Annotated in this window: 11 protein-coding genes; 1 reads left to right on the top strand and 10 read right to left on the bottom strand. The window is 34.8% G+C overall.

The features are described from left to right. Nucleotides 1-27 precede the first annotated feature (27 nt). The 4 genes from PB01_RS09575 to PB01_RS09560 are packed head-to-tail and all read right to left on the bottom strand — an operon-like array spanning nucleotide 28 to nucleotide 7,678. The gene (locus PB01_RS09575; RefSeq protein WP_151699999.1) at nucleotides 28-4,440 is read right to left on the bottom strand and encodes a coiled-coil domain-containing protein; all 4,413 of its coding nucleotides are present in this window, start codon (nucleotides 4,438-4,440) and stop codon (nucleotides 28-30) included. Continuing rightward, complete coding sequence (locus tag PB01_RS09570) at nucleotides 4,424-5,167, bottom strand: DUF6063 family protein (protein WP_151699998.1); 744 nt, start codon at nucleotides 5,165-5,167, stop codon at nucleotides 4,424-4,426. Before PB01_RS09570 ends, PB01_RS09575 begins: the two co-directional genes overlap by 17 nt. Then, nucleotides 5,157-6,677 carry a replicative DNA helicase gene (locus tag PB01_RS09565; protein WP_151699997.1) on the bottom strand — a complete coding sequence of 507 codons (1,521 nt, stop codon included), beginning with the start codon at nucleotides 6,675-6,677 and terminating at the stop codon, nucleotides 5,157-5,159. Before PB01_RS09565 ends, PB01_RS09570 begins: the two co-directional genes overlap by 11 nt. Further along, a complete protein-coding gene (locus tag PB01_RS09560) occupies nucleotides 6,650-7,678 on the bottom strand; it encodes a Wadjet anti-phage system protein JetD domain-containing protein (RefSeq protein WP_151699996.1) in 1,029 nt (342 codons plus the stop codon). The genes PB01_RS09565 and PB01_RS09560 overlap by 28 nt, the downstream gene beginning before the upstream one ends. Nucleotides 7,679-7,922: 244 nt before the next feature. On the opposite strand from PB01_RS09560, the gene PB01_RS09555 reads away from it, so the two are divergent. Then, the gene (locus PB01_RS09555) at nucleotides 7,923-8,741 is read left to right on the top strand and encodes a GNAT family N-acetyltransferase (RefSeq protein ID WP_151699995.1); all 819 of its coding nucleotides are present in this window, start codon (nucleotides 7,923-7,925) and stop codon (nucleotides 8,739-8,741) included. Between the two features lie 77 nt (nucleotides 8,742-8,818). Here the strand turns inward: PB01_RS09555 and PB01_RS09550 are convergent, their stop codons facing one another. The 6 genes from PB01_RS09550 to PB01_RS09525 all read right to left on the bottom strand — a co-directional run bounded on the left by PB01_RS09550 (nucleotide 8,819) and on the right by PB01_RS09525 (nucleotide 15,112). Further along, nucleotides 8,819-9,271: an SRPBCC domain-containing protein gene (locus PB01_RS09550; RefSeq protein ID WP_192797533.1), complete on the bottom strand. Its 453-nt coding sequence runs from the start codon at nucleotides 9,269-9,271 to the stop codon at nucleotides 8,819-8,821. Between the two features lie 54 nt (nucleotides 9,272-9,325). After that, complete coding sequence (locus PB01_RS09545) at nucleotides 9,326-9,880, bottom strand: GNAT family N-acetyltransferase (RefSeq protein ID WP_151699993.1); 555 nt, start codon at nucleotides 9,878-9,880, stop codon at nucleotides 9,326-9,328. 1,485 nt (nucleotides 9,881-11,365) lie between these two features. After that, the gene (locus tag PB01_RS09540; RefSeq protein ID WP_151702017.1) at nucleotides 11,366-12,322 is read right to left on the bottom strand and encodes a tyrosine-type recombinase/integrase; all 957 of its coding nucleotides are present in this window, start codon (nucleotides 12,320-12,322) and stop codon (nucleotides 11,366-11,368) included. A 229-nt stretch (nucleotides 12,323-12,551) separates the two neighbouring features. Next, on the bottom strand, nucleotides 12,552-13,661 hold the full coding sequence (locus PB01_RS09535; protein ID WP_151699992.1) for a GerAB/ArcD/ProY family transporter: 1,110 nt from the start codon (nucleotides 13,659-13,661) through the stop codon (nucleotides 12,552-12,554). Nucleotides 13,662-13,690: 29 nt separating this feature from the next. Continuing rightward, the gene (locus PB01_RS09530) at nucleotides 13,691-13,918 is read right to left on the bottom strand and encodes a hypothetical protein (RefSeq protein ID WP_151699991.1); all 228 of its coding nucleotides are present in this window, start codon (nucleotides 13,916-13,918) and stop codon (nucleotides 13,691-13,693) included. 6 nt (nucleotides 13,919-13,924) lie between these two features. Next, the gene (locus PB01_RS09525; RefSeq protein ID WP_151699990.1) at nucleotides 13,925-15,112 is read right to left on the bottom strand and encodes a Ger(x)C family spore germination protein; all 1,188 of its coding nucleotides are present in this window, start codon (nucleotides 15,110-15,112) and stop codon (nucleotides 13,925-13,927) included. Nucleotides 15,113-15,126: the final 14 nt, after the last annotated feature.

Here is a 15,126-nt window from a genome sequence, read left to right as displayed (position 1 = left end):
CTTTTGCATTCCATTAATAGAATGAGCTTAATCCAATAATGACAGCTGCTCTGACTCTCCTAATCGCTCCAATGCAACTGGTTCATGATCCTGAAAGAACGCATGATTTACCGTCTTCACTTTTGTCATAATCTTTTTGGATGAATCCCTAGCTTCACGTAAACGACAACTATAGATAACTGGGAAATAGTCACGTAAAAACTTTCCTTCCGCATGTGCTGTCAGTGCAATAATTTGAAAACCAAGCTTTTCGGCAATGAAAAATACCGGACTTAAAACATGTTCACTAGATGCTTTCCCAAATGGGTTATCTAGTATAACTGCACGATTTCTCTTCATAGATGTATTGAGTAGCTTTTTCTTTTCTGCAACATAATTCAGTAATCCAAGGAAAAGAGTCATGTTTTTACTCCATTTCTCTCCACCTGACCATTCATTCGATTCTTTCCAAGAGAATGATTTAGACGTTACTTCGTTATTATTCGTTACTTTACGACAAGACACTTTCATTTCTCCATTTTGCAAAATTATCCTTAGCAACTGAGGTGTTGCAAACCATTTTTCAACATCCGTACGAATTTTCGCGTTATTAACTTTACCTTCCATATCAAGATATCGATCTTTTTCTATCCATCCAAGAATTTCATCAATATATGCTCTTAACCTGGAAAGTCCATCTTTTTCTTCCCATTCAGGAATACGGAAGTGAAAGATTTGTTTTGTATCAGAAGCAAATTTAATACGTGTCTTTGTTGGTATTATCTCTAATTCACGTACCACGGTCCGTGCATGTTCATGCATATGGGTAACAAAATGTTCTAACTGTTCATCATGCCAACGTATACTTTCTTCGTTAAATCGAATAATACTCTCCATTTTGGAACGAATATTTTGATGGAAAGCAACAAGTTCTAGGTAATCACGTTTGTGTTCAAGCCCTTGAAATAAATTATCTCGCATTTTCGCATCGGACATATTACTTCTGACGTAATCATTGAATTCAATACGTTTATTCGACACCCGCTCCTGTTCCACTTCAACTATCCCTTTCGCTGCCTTCATAGCAGTCGTTACACGTTTTACTGTCTTCATTCGAGCATAGGTGAATTCATTTACTTCTTGTTCATTTAACTTTTTCTCTTCGATGAATGTCGAATGAAAATGATGTGCTTCATTAAACTTATCGAGTTCTGCTATTGACTGATGAATATTCGCTAATTCTTTGTTAAATTGATCCATACCGTTCTGTAGCTTATCTAATTGATCAACGATTTTGTTTTTTTCTTCCAATAGTATATTTTGGACAATATGCAGTGCTTCTGTAAATACATGAATAGTAGTATTGGGATGCGTAAGATGAAAATAGTTTTTCAATTCATTCCATTTGGCATATACTACCGTAACTTTTTTGTCCTGCTCCGTATACTTATCTACTGCATTTTTTAATAAGCTCTTTTCATTTCGAATTCGATTACGTAATTTTTCCATTTGTAAATCTCCATTACTAGGAAAGTGAAGATGTTCGTCAAAATCAGACCAGTCATCCTGTATGCTAGATATAACTTGCTCTGCATCTTTTTTTCTTTCCGTAGCATTGTTCATTTTCGTTTCCCATTCACCACGAGAACTTGAAATTTTATGCAGAGCAAATCGTACATTTTCTGCTTTAGATTTTAATAACGCAAGTGAATTCTCGGAAAAAACAGGAGTTTCATTTTGTACTAATTGATAAAATTCATCTCTAGTTAACCAATCCAAATTTGTTCGATTTGAAGCCATTTTTTCACGAAGAATTTCTTTTTCTTCTCCAAAAGAAGCTTTTCGATTTTGTAATTGTCTAGCTGCGTCAACTAGATTGATAAGCTCCAGTCGAATGCTTTCCAGACTTTCTCTCAAACGAAGTACTTCTTTTGCTTCATTTTCATGTTTACGCCCTTCGGTAATTTTGTACGCTAAACCGGCAAGTTCTTCCTTCTTGTCCGAAATCTGGCGTTCAGTCACAACTAATCTATTTTCTAATTCAGAAATCTCACTTTGTAAACGTGTATAAACACGCTCAGATTCACGTATCTGTTCCTTTATAGTACGCTCTAGATCTTCGATTTCCTTTACCCTTTCATAAGGATAATCTTCAAAAAATTGCTTGAGTGAACCGAAAGCTGATTCCCAAATTCGAAGTAGTTCTTCTACTTCTTGTCGCTCTTCTTTTACTTTTTTTGCTTCTGTACGAAGAGAGTCTTTCCATTCGGCGAAGGAGGACTCTTGCATATTACCTTGCCAGTGCAAAGGTAATATGACTTGAGACGATTCTTCAGTCCCTCTTTCTGTCATTAATTTCGCTTCTTGTAAATCAATTACATGTATTGGATGAAGTAAATGTCTTTGAATATTTGTTACTCGGTCTATCAGTGCCTGCTTTTTATCTTCTGTCGTAATGAGCGTCACTGGCCAGCTAGGAAACTTTGAAAGCTGCTCCTTCATTGGTAAACCAAGTCGATTTAAGTAGCGAATACCAGTATCGATTAATCCGATGCTATTTGACCAATTGATCAATTGTTTCTCTAAATACGGATCTGCAAAAAATACGTCCTGTGACCCATAATCATCGATAAAACGGAATGCAAGTCGTTCAAGCGTGAGCTTATCTTCTTTTTCATCTTTTAAACGTCCAATTGTTCGTAACAACTCTTGTTCTGTTGAACTTTGCGTCATATATAACGAATCTTTTCTACTAAAAATAAAGCTTAGATTTGCTAACTTTTCTTTTTGTGCTAAATGAGCTTCTTTCATTTGAGAAAGTTTCAATTCTAAGTTTGCTTGGTTAATAGAATCTTTTTTATTTTTTTCCTGAAGTTCTTCTTTTTTTATCCGCAAGTCTAAAAGAGTTTCACGAGACTTTTTCACTTCATTTTGCGTTGAAACAATAGATTCATCTAACTGAGCATGTTTCAGTATCCATTCAGGTAACCGTGTTGAAATCAATTCTTGGTCCACATTAGAAAGAATGGAGTGACGAATTTTACGCATGGATTGTTCTAAGAACTCCATATGTGTCGTTCTTTCGATTTGTTCCTTTTCAAGGATTTTCCTATTACTATTAAGTGCTTCTTCTTCTTTTTCACAAGTTAATAATGCCTCTTCAATTGGATTTGATTCATACTTTAGCCCTTGATGCTCTTTTTCTAGCTTCTCTTGCTGTTCAATAAAGTGCCCTTTCATCTGTTGATGAATCGCCGATAATTCTGCAGCAAAGTCTACTGCATCTGAATCTTCATCAAGTCGGTCCATTTCTTCTTTGTAATACGTAGTTAACTCTATTTGTTTCTTTATGATGGAATGTTGTTTGGAAAGCTGTAAAGAGTAATAATTCTTTTCTAACTGGTATAGTGCAGAACGTATTCGATCACTCTCTGTTAGAAGCTCATTCAAATGCCTGTTTACCGTAGCAAGTTCTTCCTCTTTCAAGCCAATCGTATAGGAGTCCATCTTTATTCCATGTTGTGCTTGTACAAATTCAAGATTATTCATGGATTGCTGAAGAAGTTCTAATTCCCGCTCCACTTGTTCTTTTTGCTTATATGCTAATACAGAAATTCCTTTCGCATCAGCTTTACGTTCCTTATATTCCTGTGTATTTGTATACAGTATTTCATTCACCCTTACGAATGCAGTCAGTTCTTCTTCAATAGACTGGTACTCTGCAATTTGTGCTCGTAGCTCTTTATACAATTTAAAGCTTTTTTGCTGCTCTTCAAACGTGTCGGCAAATGTCCCCGAGTCAAACCCAGTGATAGATGCTTCAATCGTGGGAATTATAAGCCGATCATATAAATGCTTTTCAATTTTACATTCATCAAAAAAGGCTTCAATACCGCCTTCGTTTTTATTGATTTTCACGATACTATCCCATTCATCTGAAATAATATGGTACTGCTCTTCCAAAAAGTGACGATAAGATTTTATTGTTCCAAATGCCTTAGCAAGTGGCGAATGCTGCGTTTTTCTTGCATAATACTCTTGGATTTCATACTTTTCCGCAGCTCGTTTTCCTTCATTGCTTACGAAAGGTATGTATTCTATTCCATCTGAATCATTTGCTCCATATTCATACACATATCGAAATGAATCTACTTTGTTATCAATCAAGAATAAACTCACTGCAGTCATTACATACCGACGAGGTTTCTCAGAAATAATCCACTCTATAGCAATATGTGCAGGGCCCTCTAGCTTAAGCGTGTCCCGTATTTTACGTTCTCCTAGTTCGGTATGCGGGATAACTGCTTGCAATAAGGTTTGTATAAAAACAGTCTTTCCCCCACCGTTTTCCAGCACAACTGCTCCATTAAATCCTTCGAAACGGAACAAATCGTCATTATAACGTTTCTGACCGTCCTCATACACAACATTTGTAAATCGTATTTTACTTATTGCCGGCATGATTCTCCCCCTGCTCTGTTCTGTAAATGAATTCAAAAATACCTTTATTATAATCCAAGTCCATAAAGTATTTTTGGATAATTATTTTCGCTTTTTCCGTTAAGGTAATTTCCTGATTCCCAAGTTCCCGAACTAACTCTTGATCAAGTAAAAATCGTTTTACTCCATCTAAAAAACTTAACCTACTAATCGTATTTCCTGATTGTCTCTTTGCACTTTCTCTTACATCATTCATGTCATCCCACTTAGAAATGATTTGCGTCCAGTTATAAGAAAACGCTAGCTCTTCTTTTTTTAATGTTTCTTCATCATGCTCTTTTAGCGACTGAATTTTGTCGTGCACTTCACGAACCCATTCTTCTATTCCGATAAAATCGCGCGTTGCTTCTTTCGTTTGATAGCTATCATAAAAATAACCGAACAAAATGAGCGTTGAAAAATACATTAAGTAAATATCTGCATTCACTGCTCCAGCCCTCAAGTAGTTTTTCTTCAGATAGTCGTTATTCACATGGAATGGAGACATCTTTGTTTCAGGAATCAAATATAAACTACTGCCCACTGGTACATTAACGCATGCCATTTCTTTTGCGAATAAATCGAGCAAATCTCGAACATCGTCATCTGCTTTATATACAGTTGACCACTCAGTTCCTACAATCCCGTCACGCGCAAGTTCACGGAACGCTTGAAATGCCATAATCACTTTTTCTTCACTATAATGCATCCAATTCTACCTCCTTGCTTAAAGTAAATGACATATTTTGAATCGAATATCGTTTAGTTACATCGATTGTTTCCTTTAACTCAACAATTTTCATTTCACTTGTACCAAGTAGTTTAAATGCTTCGTAAAATGTGTTTTTGATTTGTTCATCTTCCTTATCTTCCACATCATACCGAATAGGCGAACGCTGATGAATATATAATAAAAAATGATAAAATGTGCTCTGAAGAAAAAAGGCTTCTTTTTCAGTTCCACGCATCCGTTCGATAATTTCATAAAGTGTTGATACCCCATCATCTATCAGTTCAAGCAATACTTCCAAGTAGGTGTTAAAATGTTCTTTCAACAATTGCTGTTCGGCGCTATTAACAAGTTCGTCGTCTAACTGCATAAAAGCATCATCAACTGTTTCTTCCCGCTCCTCTCGGAAATTCTGTTCTTGCAATACGCTTAGTGGTGACCATAGCTGTGCTTGTGGTAGCTTGAAGAAAGGATGCAAAACCCCTTTCATTGTTTCAAGAGGCAGGGGCTTTGAAACAATGGGCAATAATATGTCTTGTTTAAAATTGAATGCTTCTACCCCCAGATAATAGAGAGACTGCTGTGCTGCAACGAGTGTATCATTAATAAGGATTTGACTTTCGGTTAATAGTCTCGAGTGTTCATTATGTACACTTTCCATTTCTTTTGTTATAGAGAGAATGTAGCTATACGCTTTCGGCTGCTCCAAATGGTAATCCTCTTCGAAAAGTCTAATTCGAGTTTCATGAACAAAGCTTTCAAGTTCAACGAATTCTTCATTCTCACGAGTCAAACGAAAGCGGATATCTTCTAATAATTTTTTGTATCGCTCGAATGTATCTTCTGAAACAATATTTCGTAATACTTCATGTTTTAGCTTCATCATTCTTTCCCGAAGTGTCTCCACATTAATGCGCATTTCATTAATTTGCCTAAGTGCACTGCCATACTCGCCTTTTTCAAGTTGCTTGCGTATCATAAGCTGGTTAATGGATAACTGGTATTCGCTATAAAACTCCTTCGTAGCAAAAATTAGTTCTAAACCATCCTCATCTAATGTGTAAAATTGTCGACCAGAAGATGCATCAAAATTATTATCTTTCAAAATGGAGTAAGTAATCGTTTCGTCTAGTCCTGTTTCCCAGTTGTAAAATACATATGCACGTTTTTTCCCATCAGGTGGACGAAATGCTTCAATGAGCTCTTTAGAAAGTAGCTCCTCTTGGCCTGGTGATAGTTCGTGTTTTTGCCTTGTAATATGAGAGAGATAGGCTGCCAGTTCAATATTTCCTGCCTTATTATTTCGTAATAATTTATGTTCAAAGAAAAAAAGCAGTGTGAGTAATCCAAGTCCCTGCATATCAATGGTAAACCCATTAACATCTTTTTTCTGTTTACGTTGTAGCTCATATAACGAATCAAAAAGAGCTAGACGACGCATTCGTTCTTTATAGCCATCTGTCAGTCCTTCCCATTCATGATTTTCCATGACCATTCCCTCCAAATCGCCCCAAGTTCTACAGAGTTAAGTATTTCCTGAGGATAATAAAATCCTTCATCTAGTAACTTTTCAATCTCATGTCCTTCTGAAAATTCTGCTATGAAAGCCTTTATAGCCTCGACGTCTTTTCGCTGATTGCCCTTTCCTTGGAAAGGTGCTTTTTTGAAGCAAGCTTCGTAAAATGGAGTGGCTAGTTTTGTTCGCTGTTTTTTATTTAAAGAATGCCAAATAGTTAAACCAGATCTGTCAATATCACCAAAATAGAAAAAGCTATGTTCTACGCCAATCATTGGCAATTGCCAGTCAAATTGTTCAATGCTTTTGACGATTTTATTGCCACAGCCGTAAATTAGAGAAGAGAAAAGGCTTTCCGGTAATACCGGCAACAGCGCTTGATAAGTCGTCTTATTTTCAACTATGAGATGGACTTGTCCTGATCTCTGTAGCATCTTCGGATTAACAGCCATCATTAGCGGATCGGAAACTGGAATGATTTTTAAGTGTTCCCAAAGCTGCACTCGCTCTAGTAATACTTTTCCACCTTGTTCGTCGATCCATTTTTCATTTCCAACGACTTCTGCACTACGCTCAGGAGCAGGAACATCTTCTTTGGGTAAACCATTCTTCTCTATATAACTATGGATAAGTTGTAAAAAAGGTAGGTCTTGGTGGAAAGTCTCAGCAGGTAGCTTGTAATACATATCTAATCGTATAGATTCATGAAAGTGCTGATTATACTGATGTAGCTCCCCATGGCTAGCTTCTTTTATAGTAGCTTTCATAATTCGATAATTGTAAGCAACACTTGGAGTGCGAGTTGTTCGTCCAGAAGCTCTTACTGGCTGTAGAACATGATCATTTTCAAAATTCAAAATCAGCGTAGCTATTGACTCATATGTTTGTCCTTCTTCATAGAATAATGCAGTTAGCTCATCTAACGAGATTGTCATTTTCTTTCGTACTGCTAACTGTTTTAATGCCTCTTTCATCATTCACACTCCCAATTCAAATACTTTCTTCCATTATACAGAATACTTGGAGACACTTCTCCATCCAGTATAAAACCATTTATACATTTGTGTCCTCTACTTATATATGAACAATTATAGATTGTGCTTCATTAATATTAACTAGTATTTCTGCAACATTTTGATGAAGTGTTATAATAGGGAATATTCATATTTTATTTACAAAAGGAACACCCCAACTAAACTATTAATAAAGGAGAAATACATGTTAACATCAAAACAATTACTAGATATTGAAACGTTACAAAAGGAATGTGAAGCATTTGATCATATTCATTTAAAACTAAACTGGGAAATGCTTCGGAATAGAGAGACAGATCAACTCGATTTTCTACATTATGAAAACGAAGAACTTATTTCCTTTTTAGGTTTATATGCTTTTGGTTCTACGGTGGAAGTATGTGGAATGGTGAATCCAAAGGAACGACGAAAGGGTCATTTCACCCGATTATTCCAACAAGGAATGGCTACGGCAAAACAAAAGGGTTTTAAACGAATTTTGTTAAATGCACCAGCAAGTTCTACTGAAGCGAAAGCATTTTTAACTAAAAATGGAGCTATCTATGGATTTTCCGAACATCAAATGAAGTGGAAAGAAAAGCAGCTAGATGAAGTAGAGGGTTTTACACTTCGACAAGCAAGTATTGCGGATTTAGACATGCGTGTACGTTTGTCTGTTGAAGCGTTCGGTTTGACTAAAGAAGATGCTCTAGCAATGGAAAGTCGAATTGATGGCGATGAGGATACTGATATGTTCATGATTGACGTGAACAAAGAAACAGTTGGGAAAATCCGTGTGAAACGAGAAAATGGAGAAGCATGGATTTATGGATTTTCCATCTTACCGACACATCAGGGAAAAGGTATTGGTAGAAAAGTATTGAAAAGAGTAGTTAAGGAGCAGTCTGAATCGGGCCACTCTGTTCATTTGGAGGTAGAAACTTTAAATGCACATGCACTAGGTCTTTATGAGTCTATCGGATTCCAAGTGGTACATGCCCAAGATTACTATACGTATGATTGAACCCTTTATCTATCTCAATAATGAATACCCTGGTTCTCTACAAACCAGGGTTTTATTAATTCAACGTTTTCTTCCATTTATTCTATTGTCAAGGTATCTCCAGTTTCAAGCAGGCTTTTCAAATTGCTCAAAATCATTGGCCAGCCATTATTATAACCCTTAAATCCATCGTTTTCTTCAACAAAATCTGTTGGTAATAGATCCAAATGCTTGAGTGTTAATTTTACTGTCGAATTTATCGGTTTTAGTTCAAAGGATACCCTTGTTGGGCGTTCACGTACTGTTTTGTCTTCCAACCATTGAAAAGTATATGAAAGTAGATGATATGGCTCATTTATTAATACTTTCCCTTGGTCTGTAACCTTTCCATTCCTATCTAAAAAGGAAACTATTGATCCTACCTGCCAATCAGTTTGAACTTGCAAATCAAACCAATATTTTTTTATAAAATCGTTGGTAGTTAGAGCTTCCCAAAGCTTATTTTGTGTTGTGACAATGTAGATTTCATAAACAAACGTTGTATTAGTCATCATTTTCCTCCTCAATACTGAATTGGTCGATCTGAATTCTCGTATAATGTTATGTTATTTATCTAATTTATTATTCCACTCGCTAGCTAGCATTCCATAAACAACATGATCTACATAATGGTCATATAACCACTCAGCTTCTCGTACACAACCTTCTTCTGTGAAATTTAGTCTTTCTGGAATCGCTCTACTTTTTTTATTTTCTACAGCTGCACGTATCTCTACTCTGTTCAATTTCAAATCATTAATCGCATAATCCACAAAAGCTTTGACAGATTTCGTCATTAATCCTAAACCTACATAGTCATTTCCAAGCCAGTACCCAATACTTGTCGATTTATTGCTCCAGTTGATTTGATGAAAACCTATAACGCCAGCAATTTTATCTTCATACCAAATACCTGCTTGAAATCCATTATTTTCACTAAATTGTTTCATCGTTGATTGGATAAATCCTTGTGTGTCTGCAATAGACCTAGTGTAATCGATAAATGGTAGCCATTCTCTCAAGGTTTCGCTTGAATGAATCGTCAAACCGAACAAATGTTCAGTGTCCCGTAAATCGAGCATTTTTAACTTTGTTTTACCATCAATATGGTATGTAAACATAATAACCAACCCCATTTTTGTAGTTTTTTAGTTAAAATCCCAAATAAATCTATGTATTCATGCAACATTCTTATATTATAACAAATACTCTAATAAATGAAACAAGTAGTTAGTTTACATAATATATTTATTGTTAATAAATCTAGTGAAAATAATTATCAATCGTATTTAGAAGAGCTGGTAAAACCAATTACTCCTATATTAATAGAATAGAAGTTATTCTATAAACTCAATCTATAAAAAAATTGGCGTGAGAATTTACAGCAATCTAGTCCGAATTAGAGAAATGCAAATGTCCATTAAATGCATCTTGTCTTTACTATTTCCAAAGTGCTTTGGACGAAACATTGGCTACACTATTATCGTTGGAATTGTATAGCTGGAAGTGACTGCGTCACTTCCAGCTATACTTTTTTCAGTAATCATGTGGCAGATGCTTGTGAGCAGCCCTCTTAAAATATGGAAAGTAATGATGCACTAGATTTGGATAATGTGAGATAAAATCCATTCCTATTTTTTAAAAAGGGGACGAAGAGTCAATTACGTCCGCTCAGCACTGCTTTATCAATGGATGCGAACTGTTTTTGAAGGTTCCACTTGCCCTTTTTATAAACAATGGAAAGTACAAGTTCATTATTTCTACGAAGTATATTGTCTTTCTTAATTGCACAGTTGATTGAAGCGAAAAGCGGCGACTCCTCGGGGGTTAGCAAGCAAATCATGAGCTTGGGCTAAAGCGGTGCAAAGAAAGCAGCTTGATGCTTGCCTTACTTACAAGAGTTCGCTTTCACTGGAAATCAACCTGTTCCTGGCATAGAATTTGATATAATTTCTTAGTCTTAAAAGAAAAGATCATTCTTTCAAGAGGTTATTTTTTTCATACCATATTTATATACAGCAGGGACGATTCTTATAAATCTGCTTTTTTAAAACGGGTATTTATTATTGTAGTTTAAATTTTTTAAATGCTTTTTAAAATATTCTCCCTCTTTAGCTTTCAAAATAGTATTTATACATGGCATTAGAAACGATCTATTACATAAGTCATCCCAATCAACAAAGAAGTGCTTGATTTCTAAGGTTCCCCCTTGAAACAACCACTTTCTGTTCGCTAAATTTGGTTGTTTTTGTACTTGAGTTAATTTCAATAATGGCATTTAAATATTAAAACACGAACAATACTTAATTTATTGATTGGAGCGACAGGCAGTGACTAGAGCGGAATGGGTGAGACAGATGAGCCATTACAGACGCGAATGCTGCGGGGATGGCTCATCTGTCTCCTCGCAGAAATGCGTCTACCAACAGGGTAAATCCTGCTGATTTATGAGGAGTTTATTATACATATTCATACATATCACTTTAATATTGTTCGTTTATTATGCTCTAAACTAGAATTATGAAATTGATTCACTTCTCTTATTATTAAAAGCGTTCAGCGTATATCAATCTTCATTTATATTTAGTTTACATAATAAAATTATATTAACCTAATTGGTTAAACGGATTGTTTTCGATTACTTGTTGAATTTCTTTATCCTCCACATGAGTATAGATTTGTGTAGTGGAAACACTGGTATGGCCCAAAATATGTTGTAAACTGCGAATATCAGCCCCACTCTTATACATTATAGTGGCCGACGTATGTCTTAGCTTATGCGGTGTTAGTTTTTCTTTATTTAAGCCAGAGTCATTGTTGATTTGCTTGATGATTTTCGCTACTGTTTGGCGAGTTAATCTTGTACCCTTTTGAGATAAGAATAGCGCTTCATTGTCAATTGCTCCTTGTATGTACGAACGTTCTTTTTGCATATAAACCTGAAGGGATTGAATGCATGCATTGTTTAAAAATACCGTGCGTTCTTTATCGCCTTTACCGATCACATGCAATACAGTTCCCTGTATCGACGTGAGATTTAAGTTGCATAGTTCTGAAACACGTAACCCTAAGTTTAAAAAGAACATAATCATACTATAATTGCGATAATAATGATTACTTCTCTTTATTCCTGCTATAAACATCTCCGCTTCTTGTAAATCCATATAGATTGGTTTTTTCTTACCAATTTTCGGTGTTTCCAACTCATCAGCAGGATTATCTTCTATTAGCCTTCTTTTTCCTTTTAAATATTTAAAAAATGATTTAAGTGTTGCTGCTTTTCTTGCTCTTGTCGCTGCACTATTTTTCCGCTGAACCTCACAGTACTCTAAAAATAAATACATGTCTTCTAATGATATTTCTTTAATGAAATCTATTGTAATGTCTTTAATTCCGATTTCATCCATTTTATCAAATTTAATATCACCTTCAACTGCTTTTAAAAAGCGCAAAAACAGGGTGATATCATATTCATATTCTTTTCGCGTTCTTACTGATTTCCCTTTAATCGTTGTTAAGTAGACTAAAAAATCCTTTAATATTTTAGGTAATTCTCGTTGCATATCTTTCACCTCGTATCTTCCTATTTTAACACAAAATAAGGTTCCCAAATATGTATTTGGGAACCTTATTAGATTTTTAAGTAATTTTCTAGTTTTGAAGTCGATTTATATACATGATTTTACTAATTTCAAATTCGCTCTGAGAGGCTTTTAACTTTTCTATTGTGAGTAATTGTACGTAACTCACCTCTCAATACGAATGCAAAATCGCAATAGTAAATGAATTATCTTAAGAAAGATCAGATTTTTTAAATTGTTTTTTGCGAATTATATATACAATCGTTAGTAATAGAGGTATAAAAACACCAATTACTATAGAGAGAGATATACTTGTAGTACCATCAAAATTCGCTTGAGAGATAAAGTTTGGAGCAATAATAACTGAAAGTACAATAATAATTATTCCTAAAGGATAAGTCATTGGTCGATAATCTTTCAAATTAAATATTTGTGCCAACCCCATCGTTCCAGCATAAAAATAGATAGAGGTTTTAATATAAAGGCATATAATCCATAATGCAGCCATTAGTACCTCAATACGATTTATAAAGTTACCTATATTTATTTGTCTTGCTAAAATGTAACTTGGATAAATTTGTCTAGCAGTTGTACTTGAACCCAATACAAAAATACATAAAACAGTAACAATAATAATAACGATGCCTCCAATAACATTTCCTAAAAAAAATGATTTTCTTCCTTTTTCATATTCGTTTATTAGTGAAGGAAATATCATTAATAAAACAATAGCATTTACTGATGATATTACAGCTATCATTATGGAAGATTTCAATAGTGCTCCTATTTTGGAAATAAAAAATGGTTCAATGTGGTGAACATCAATTTCAGGAATTATAAATATGACTAAACCGATATAAAGGAATAGAAAAATAAATATCAGAATCTCTGCAGAACGTGCTACAGTATCAAGTCCAAGACGTATTCCCATTATTAAGATGAAAGTCATTAGAATATTGACAACTACAATCGGTGTATTTGGAAACAATTGTGAAGCTAAAAATAATCCCGAATGACTTAATAAGCTTGCTGTATAAAATAGACATAAAGAAACAAATAGAATTGCACTAAATTTACCAAACCACTTCCCCAAAATTTTTTCGTTAATTTGAACATAAGTGAGGTTCGGAAACCAAGCTGCTATTTTTGTGAAAAACCCGATGACAAAAATCCCGATTATTGTACCTATTATTGACGCAATCCATGCATCTTGCTTTGAATAGGCAGCCAAAGCTGATGGTAATTCAAGGATACTAGTACCTACTGTAAAAAAAATGACAAGTACAAGGAATTGAAATGAATTTATTTTAATCTTTTGCATCTCATCACCCTTTCTCCTCTCCTATTCTTTTAATGATTAGTTATGATATCATTTAATGGTTTTAATATGACTGTTAGAAAATTAACTGGATTTGGAATTTTTATATTAAATGCTAACGCCATTCCAAAACCTACACCAAGAGCAAGGAGAGTCGAAAATATAATGAGTCCTAATTTATCTTTATTTTTTAAAAGAGCAGGAACTTCCAATTTTACGATGACTGCAGCGATTAATAGTAATCCTAAGCTATTTACCATAGTGAATTAGTCCTTTATTTTTTCTTTGAAAGAATTATTGATTGCACCTATTAACTTAAGTTCAACATCTACTTTAATATTTACTTTTACATCTAAAAACTCTTCATCCCATTGATCTTTCACTTTTTCCCATGCTTTATGGTCATCATGATAAATAGCTGCTCCAAATCCAAAAATATCAACCCCTATTTCCTTCTGAACTTTTTTTATCGTCTTTTCAATGGAATCTTTTTCTTCTTTTTTGTATATTTTCTCTAATGCATGAAGTGACTCTTCTTTTGTAAGATCCATTTCGCATTCTATGGCACCTATATCTCCATCGACTTGAATATGGATATCTATTTCTGGTTTTCCTTTATTCATTTTTCCTTTCATTTTTGAATCAAATCGGTATACTTCAATGTTTGCTTTTCCTTTTTTAGGGCATGAAATAGTAGATACAGACCGCTTTATATGGTTAATAACACTATTATAACTTTTGGTATCGTCTTCACTTAACCACCCGACAAGCTTATCTCTTTTAAAAACAGCTAATCCATCGAACTCAATCTGCGCAGAAGGCATGATAGATTCTACATTCGATTTATTAGAGCCACTTTTCGAATCACCCAAAATATAAACGCCAGTTAACACAGGTTGTTTTCCTGTTTTTTCTAGGTCTGTTAAAAGATCAATTAGTGTCACTCCAGTGGTATTTGCATAGGTTTTATCTGAATTTAGTAGAGTGAAGTGCATGTCAGTTGCGGGTACGCTTTCTAATGGAGTTTGAACGTTCAATATTTTTTCAGCAGTACTATCTTTCGAGACAGCAACATAAAAATCCCATCGGACTTCCCAATTCCTTGCAAGAAAATCTAACGAATCCCCTATTCCTTCTCTCGCTAAAGATTCGCCGATGATTAACATTTGTAGATGTCCAAGGTAAATAATTCTTGGTGAAGATTTGGTAAGTTGACGAATAGCTTCATACACTGTGGTTCCTTTCCCTTGGTAAATCGTTATTTGAGAATGACCTGCTCCACCTTTCGATGAAAGCTCAGATGGTACAGCTACTTGAGCAGTGACCAAATACTCATCATCGATTTTATCTAGCCCAATTCCTACTGTTATTGCAAGTTCATTTAACTCTCGTTTATCCCAACATCCGGATAGGAAGAGAATAAGAATTAGTAGTATAAAGATGCCTTTTTTCACTGACTCCCTCTCCT

Source organism: Psychrobacillus glaciei, assembly GCF_008973485.1.
GTDB classification, from domain to species: Bacteria; Bacillota; Bacilli; order Bacillales_A; family Planococcaceae; genus Psychrobacillus; species Psychrobacillus glaciei.
The sequence above is the reverse complement of the archived record's forward strand: the minus strand, read 5'-3'. Positions and strand labels throughout refer to the sequence as shown.

What these genes read in the sequence shown, in the direction of transcription:
- PB01_RS09565 (WP_151699997.1), bottom strand. Translation starts at nt 6,677, where the DNA reads ATGGAAAATCATGAATGGGAAGGACTGACAGATGGCTATAAAGAACGA.
- PB01_RS09540 (WP_151702017.1), bottom strand. Translation starts at nt 12,322, where the DNA reads ATGCAACGAGAATTACCTAAAATATTAAAGGATTTTTTAGTCTACTTA.
- PB01_RS09550 (WP_192797533.1), bottom strand. Translation starts at nt 9,271, where the DNA reads ATGACTAATACAACGTTTGTTTATGAAATCTACATTGTCACAACACAA.
- PB01_RS09555 (WP_151699995.1), top strand. Translation starts at nt 7,923, where the DNA reads ATGTTAACATCAAAACAATTACTAGATATTGAAACGTTACAAAAGGAA.
- PB01_RS09560 (WP_151699996.1), bottom strand. Translation starts at nt 7,678, where the DNA reads ATGAAAGAGGCATTAAAACAGTTAGCAGTACGAAAGAAAATGACAATC.
- PB01_RS09535 (WP_151699992.1), bottom strand. Translation starts at nt 13,661, where the DNA reads ATGCAAAAGATTAAAATAAATTCATTTCAATTCCTTGTACTTGTCATT.
- PB01_RS09530 (WP_151699991.1), bottom strand. Translation starts at nt 13,918, where the DNA reads ATGGTAAATAGCTTAGGATTACTATTAATCGCTGCAGTCATCGTAAAA.
- PB01_RS09570 (WP_151699998.1), bottom strand. Translation starts at nt 5,167, where the DNA reads ATGCATTATAGTGAAGAAAAAGTGATTATGGCATTTCAAGCGTTCCGT.
- PB01_RS09545 (WP_151699993.1), bottom strand. Translation starts at nt 9,880, where the DNA reads ATGTTTACATACCATATTGATGGTAAAACAAAGTTAAAAATGCTCGAT.
- PB01_RS09575 (WP_151699999.1), bottom strand. Translation starts at nt 4,440, where the DNA reads ATGCCGGCAATAAGTAAAATACGATTTACAAATGTTGTGTATGAGGAC.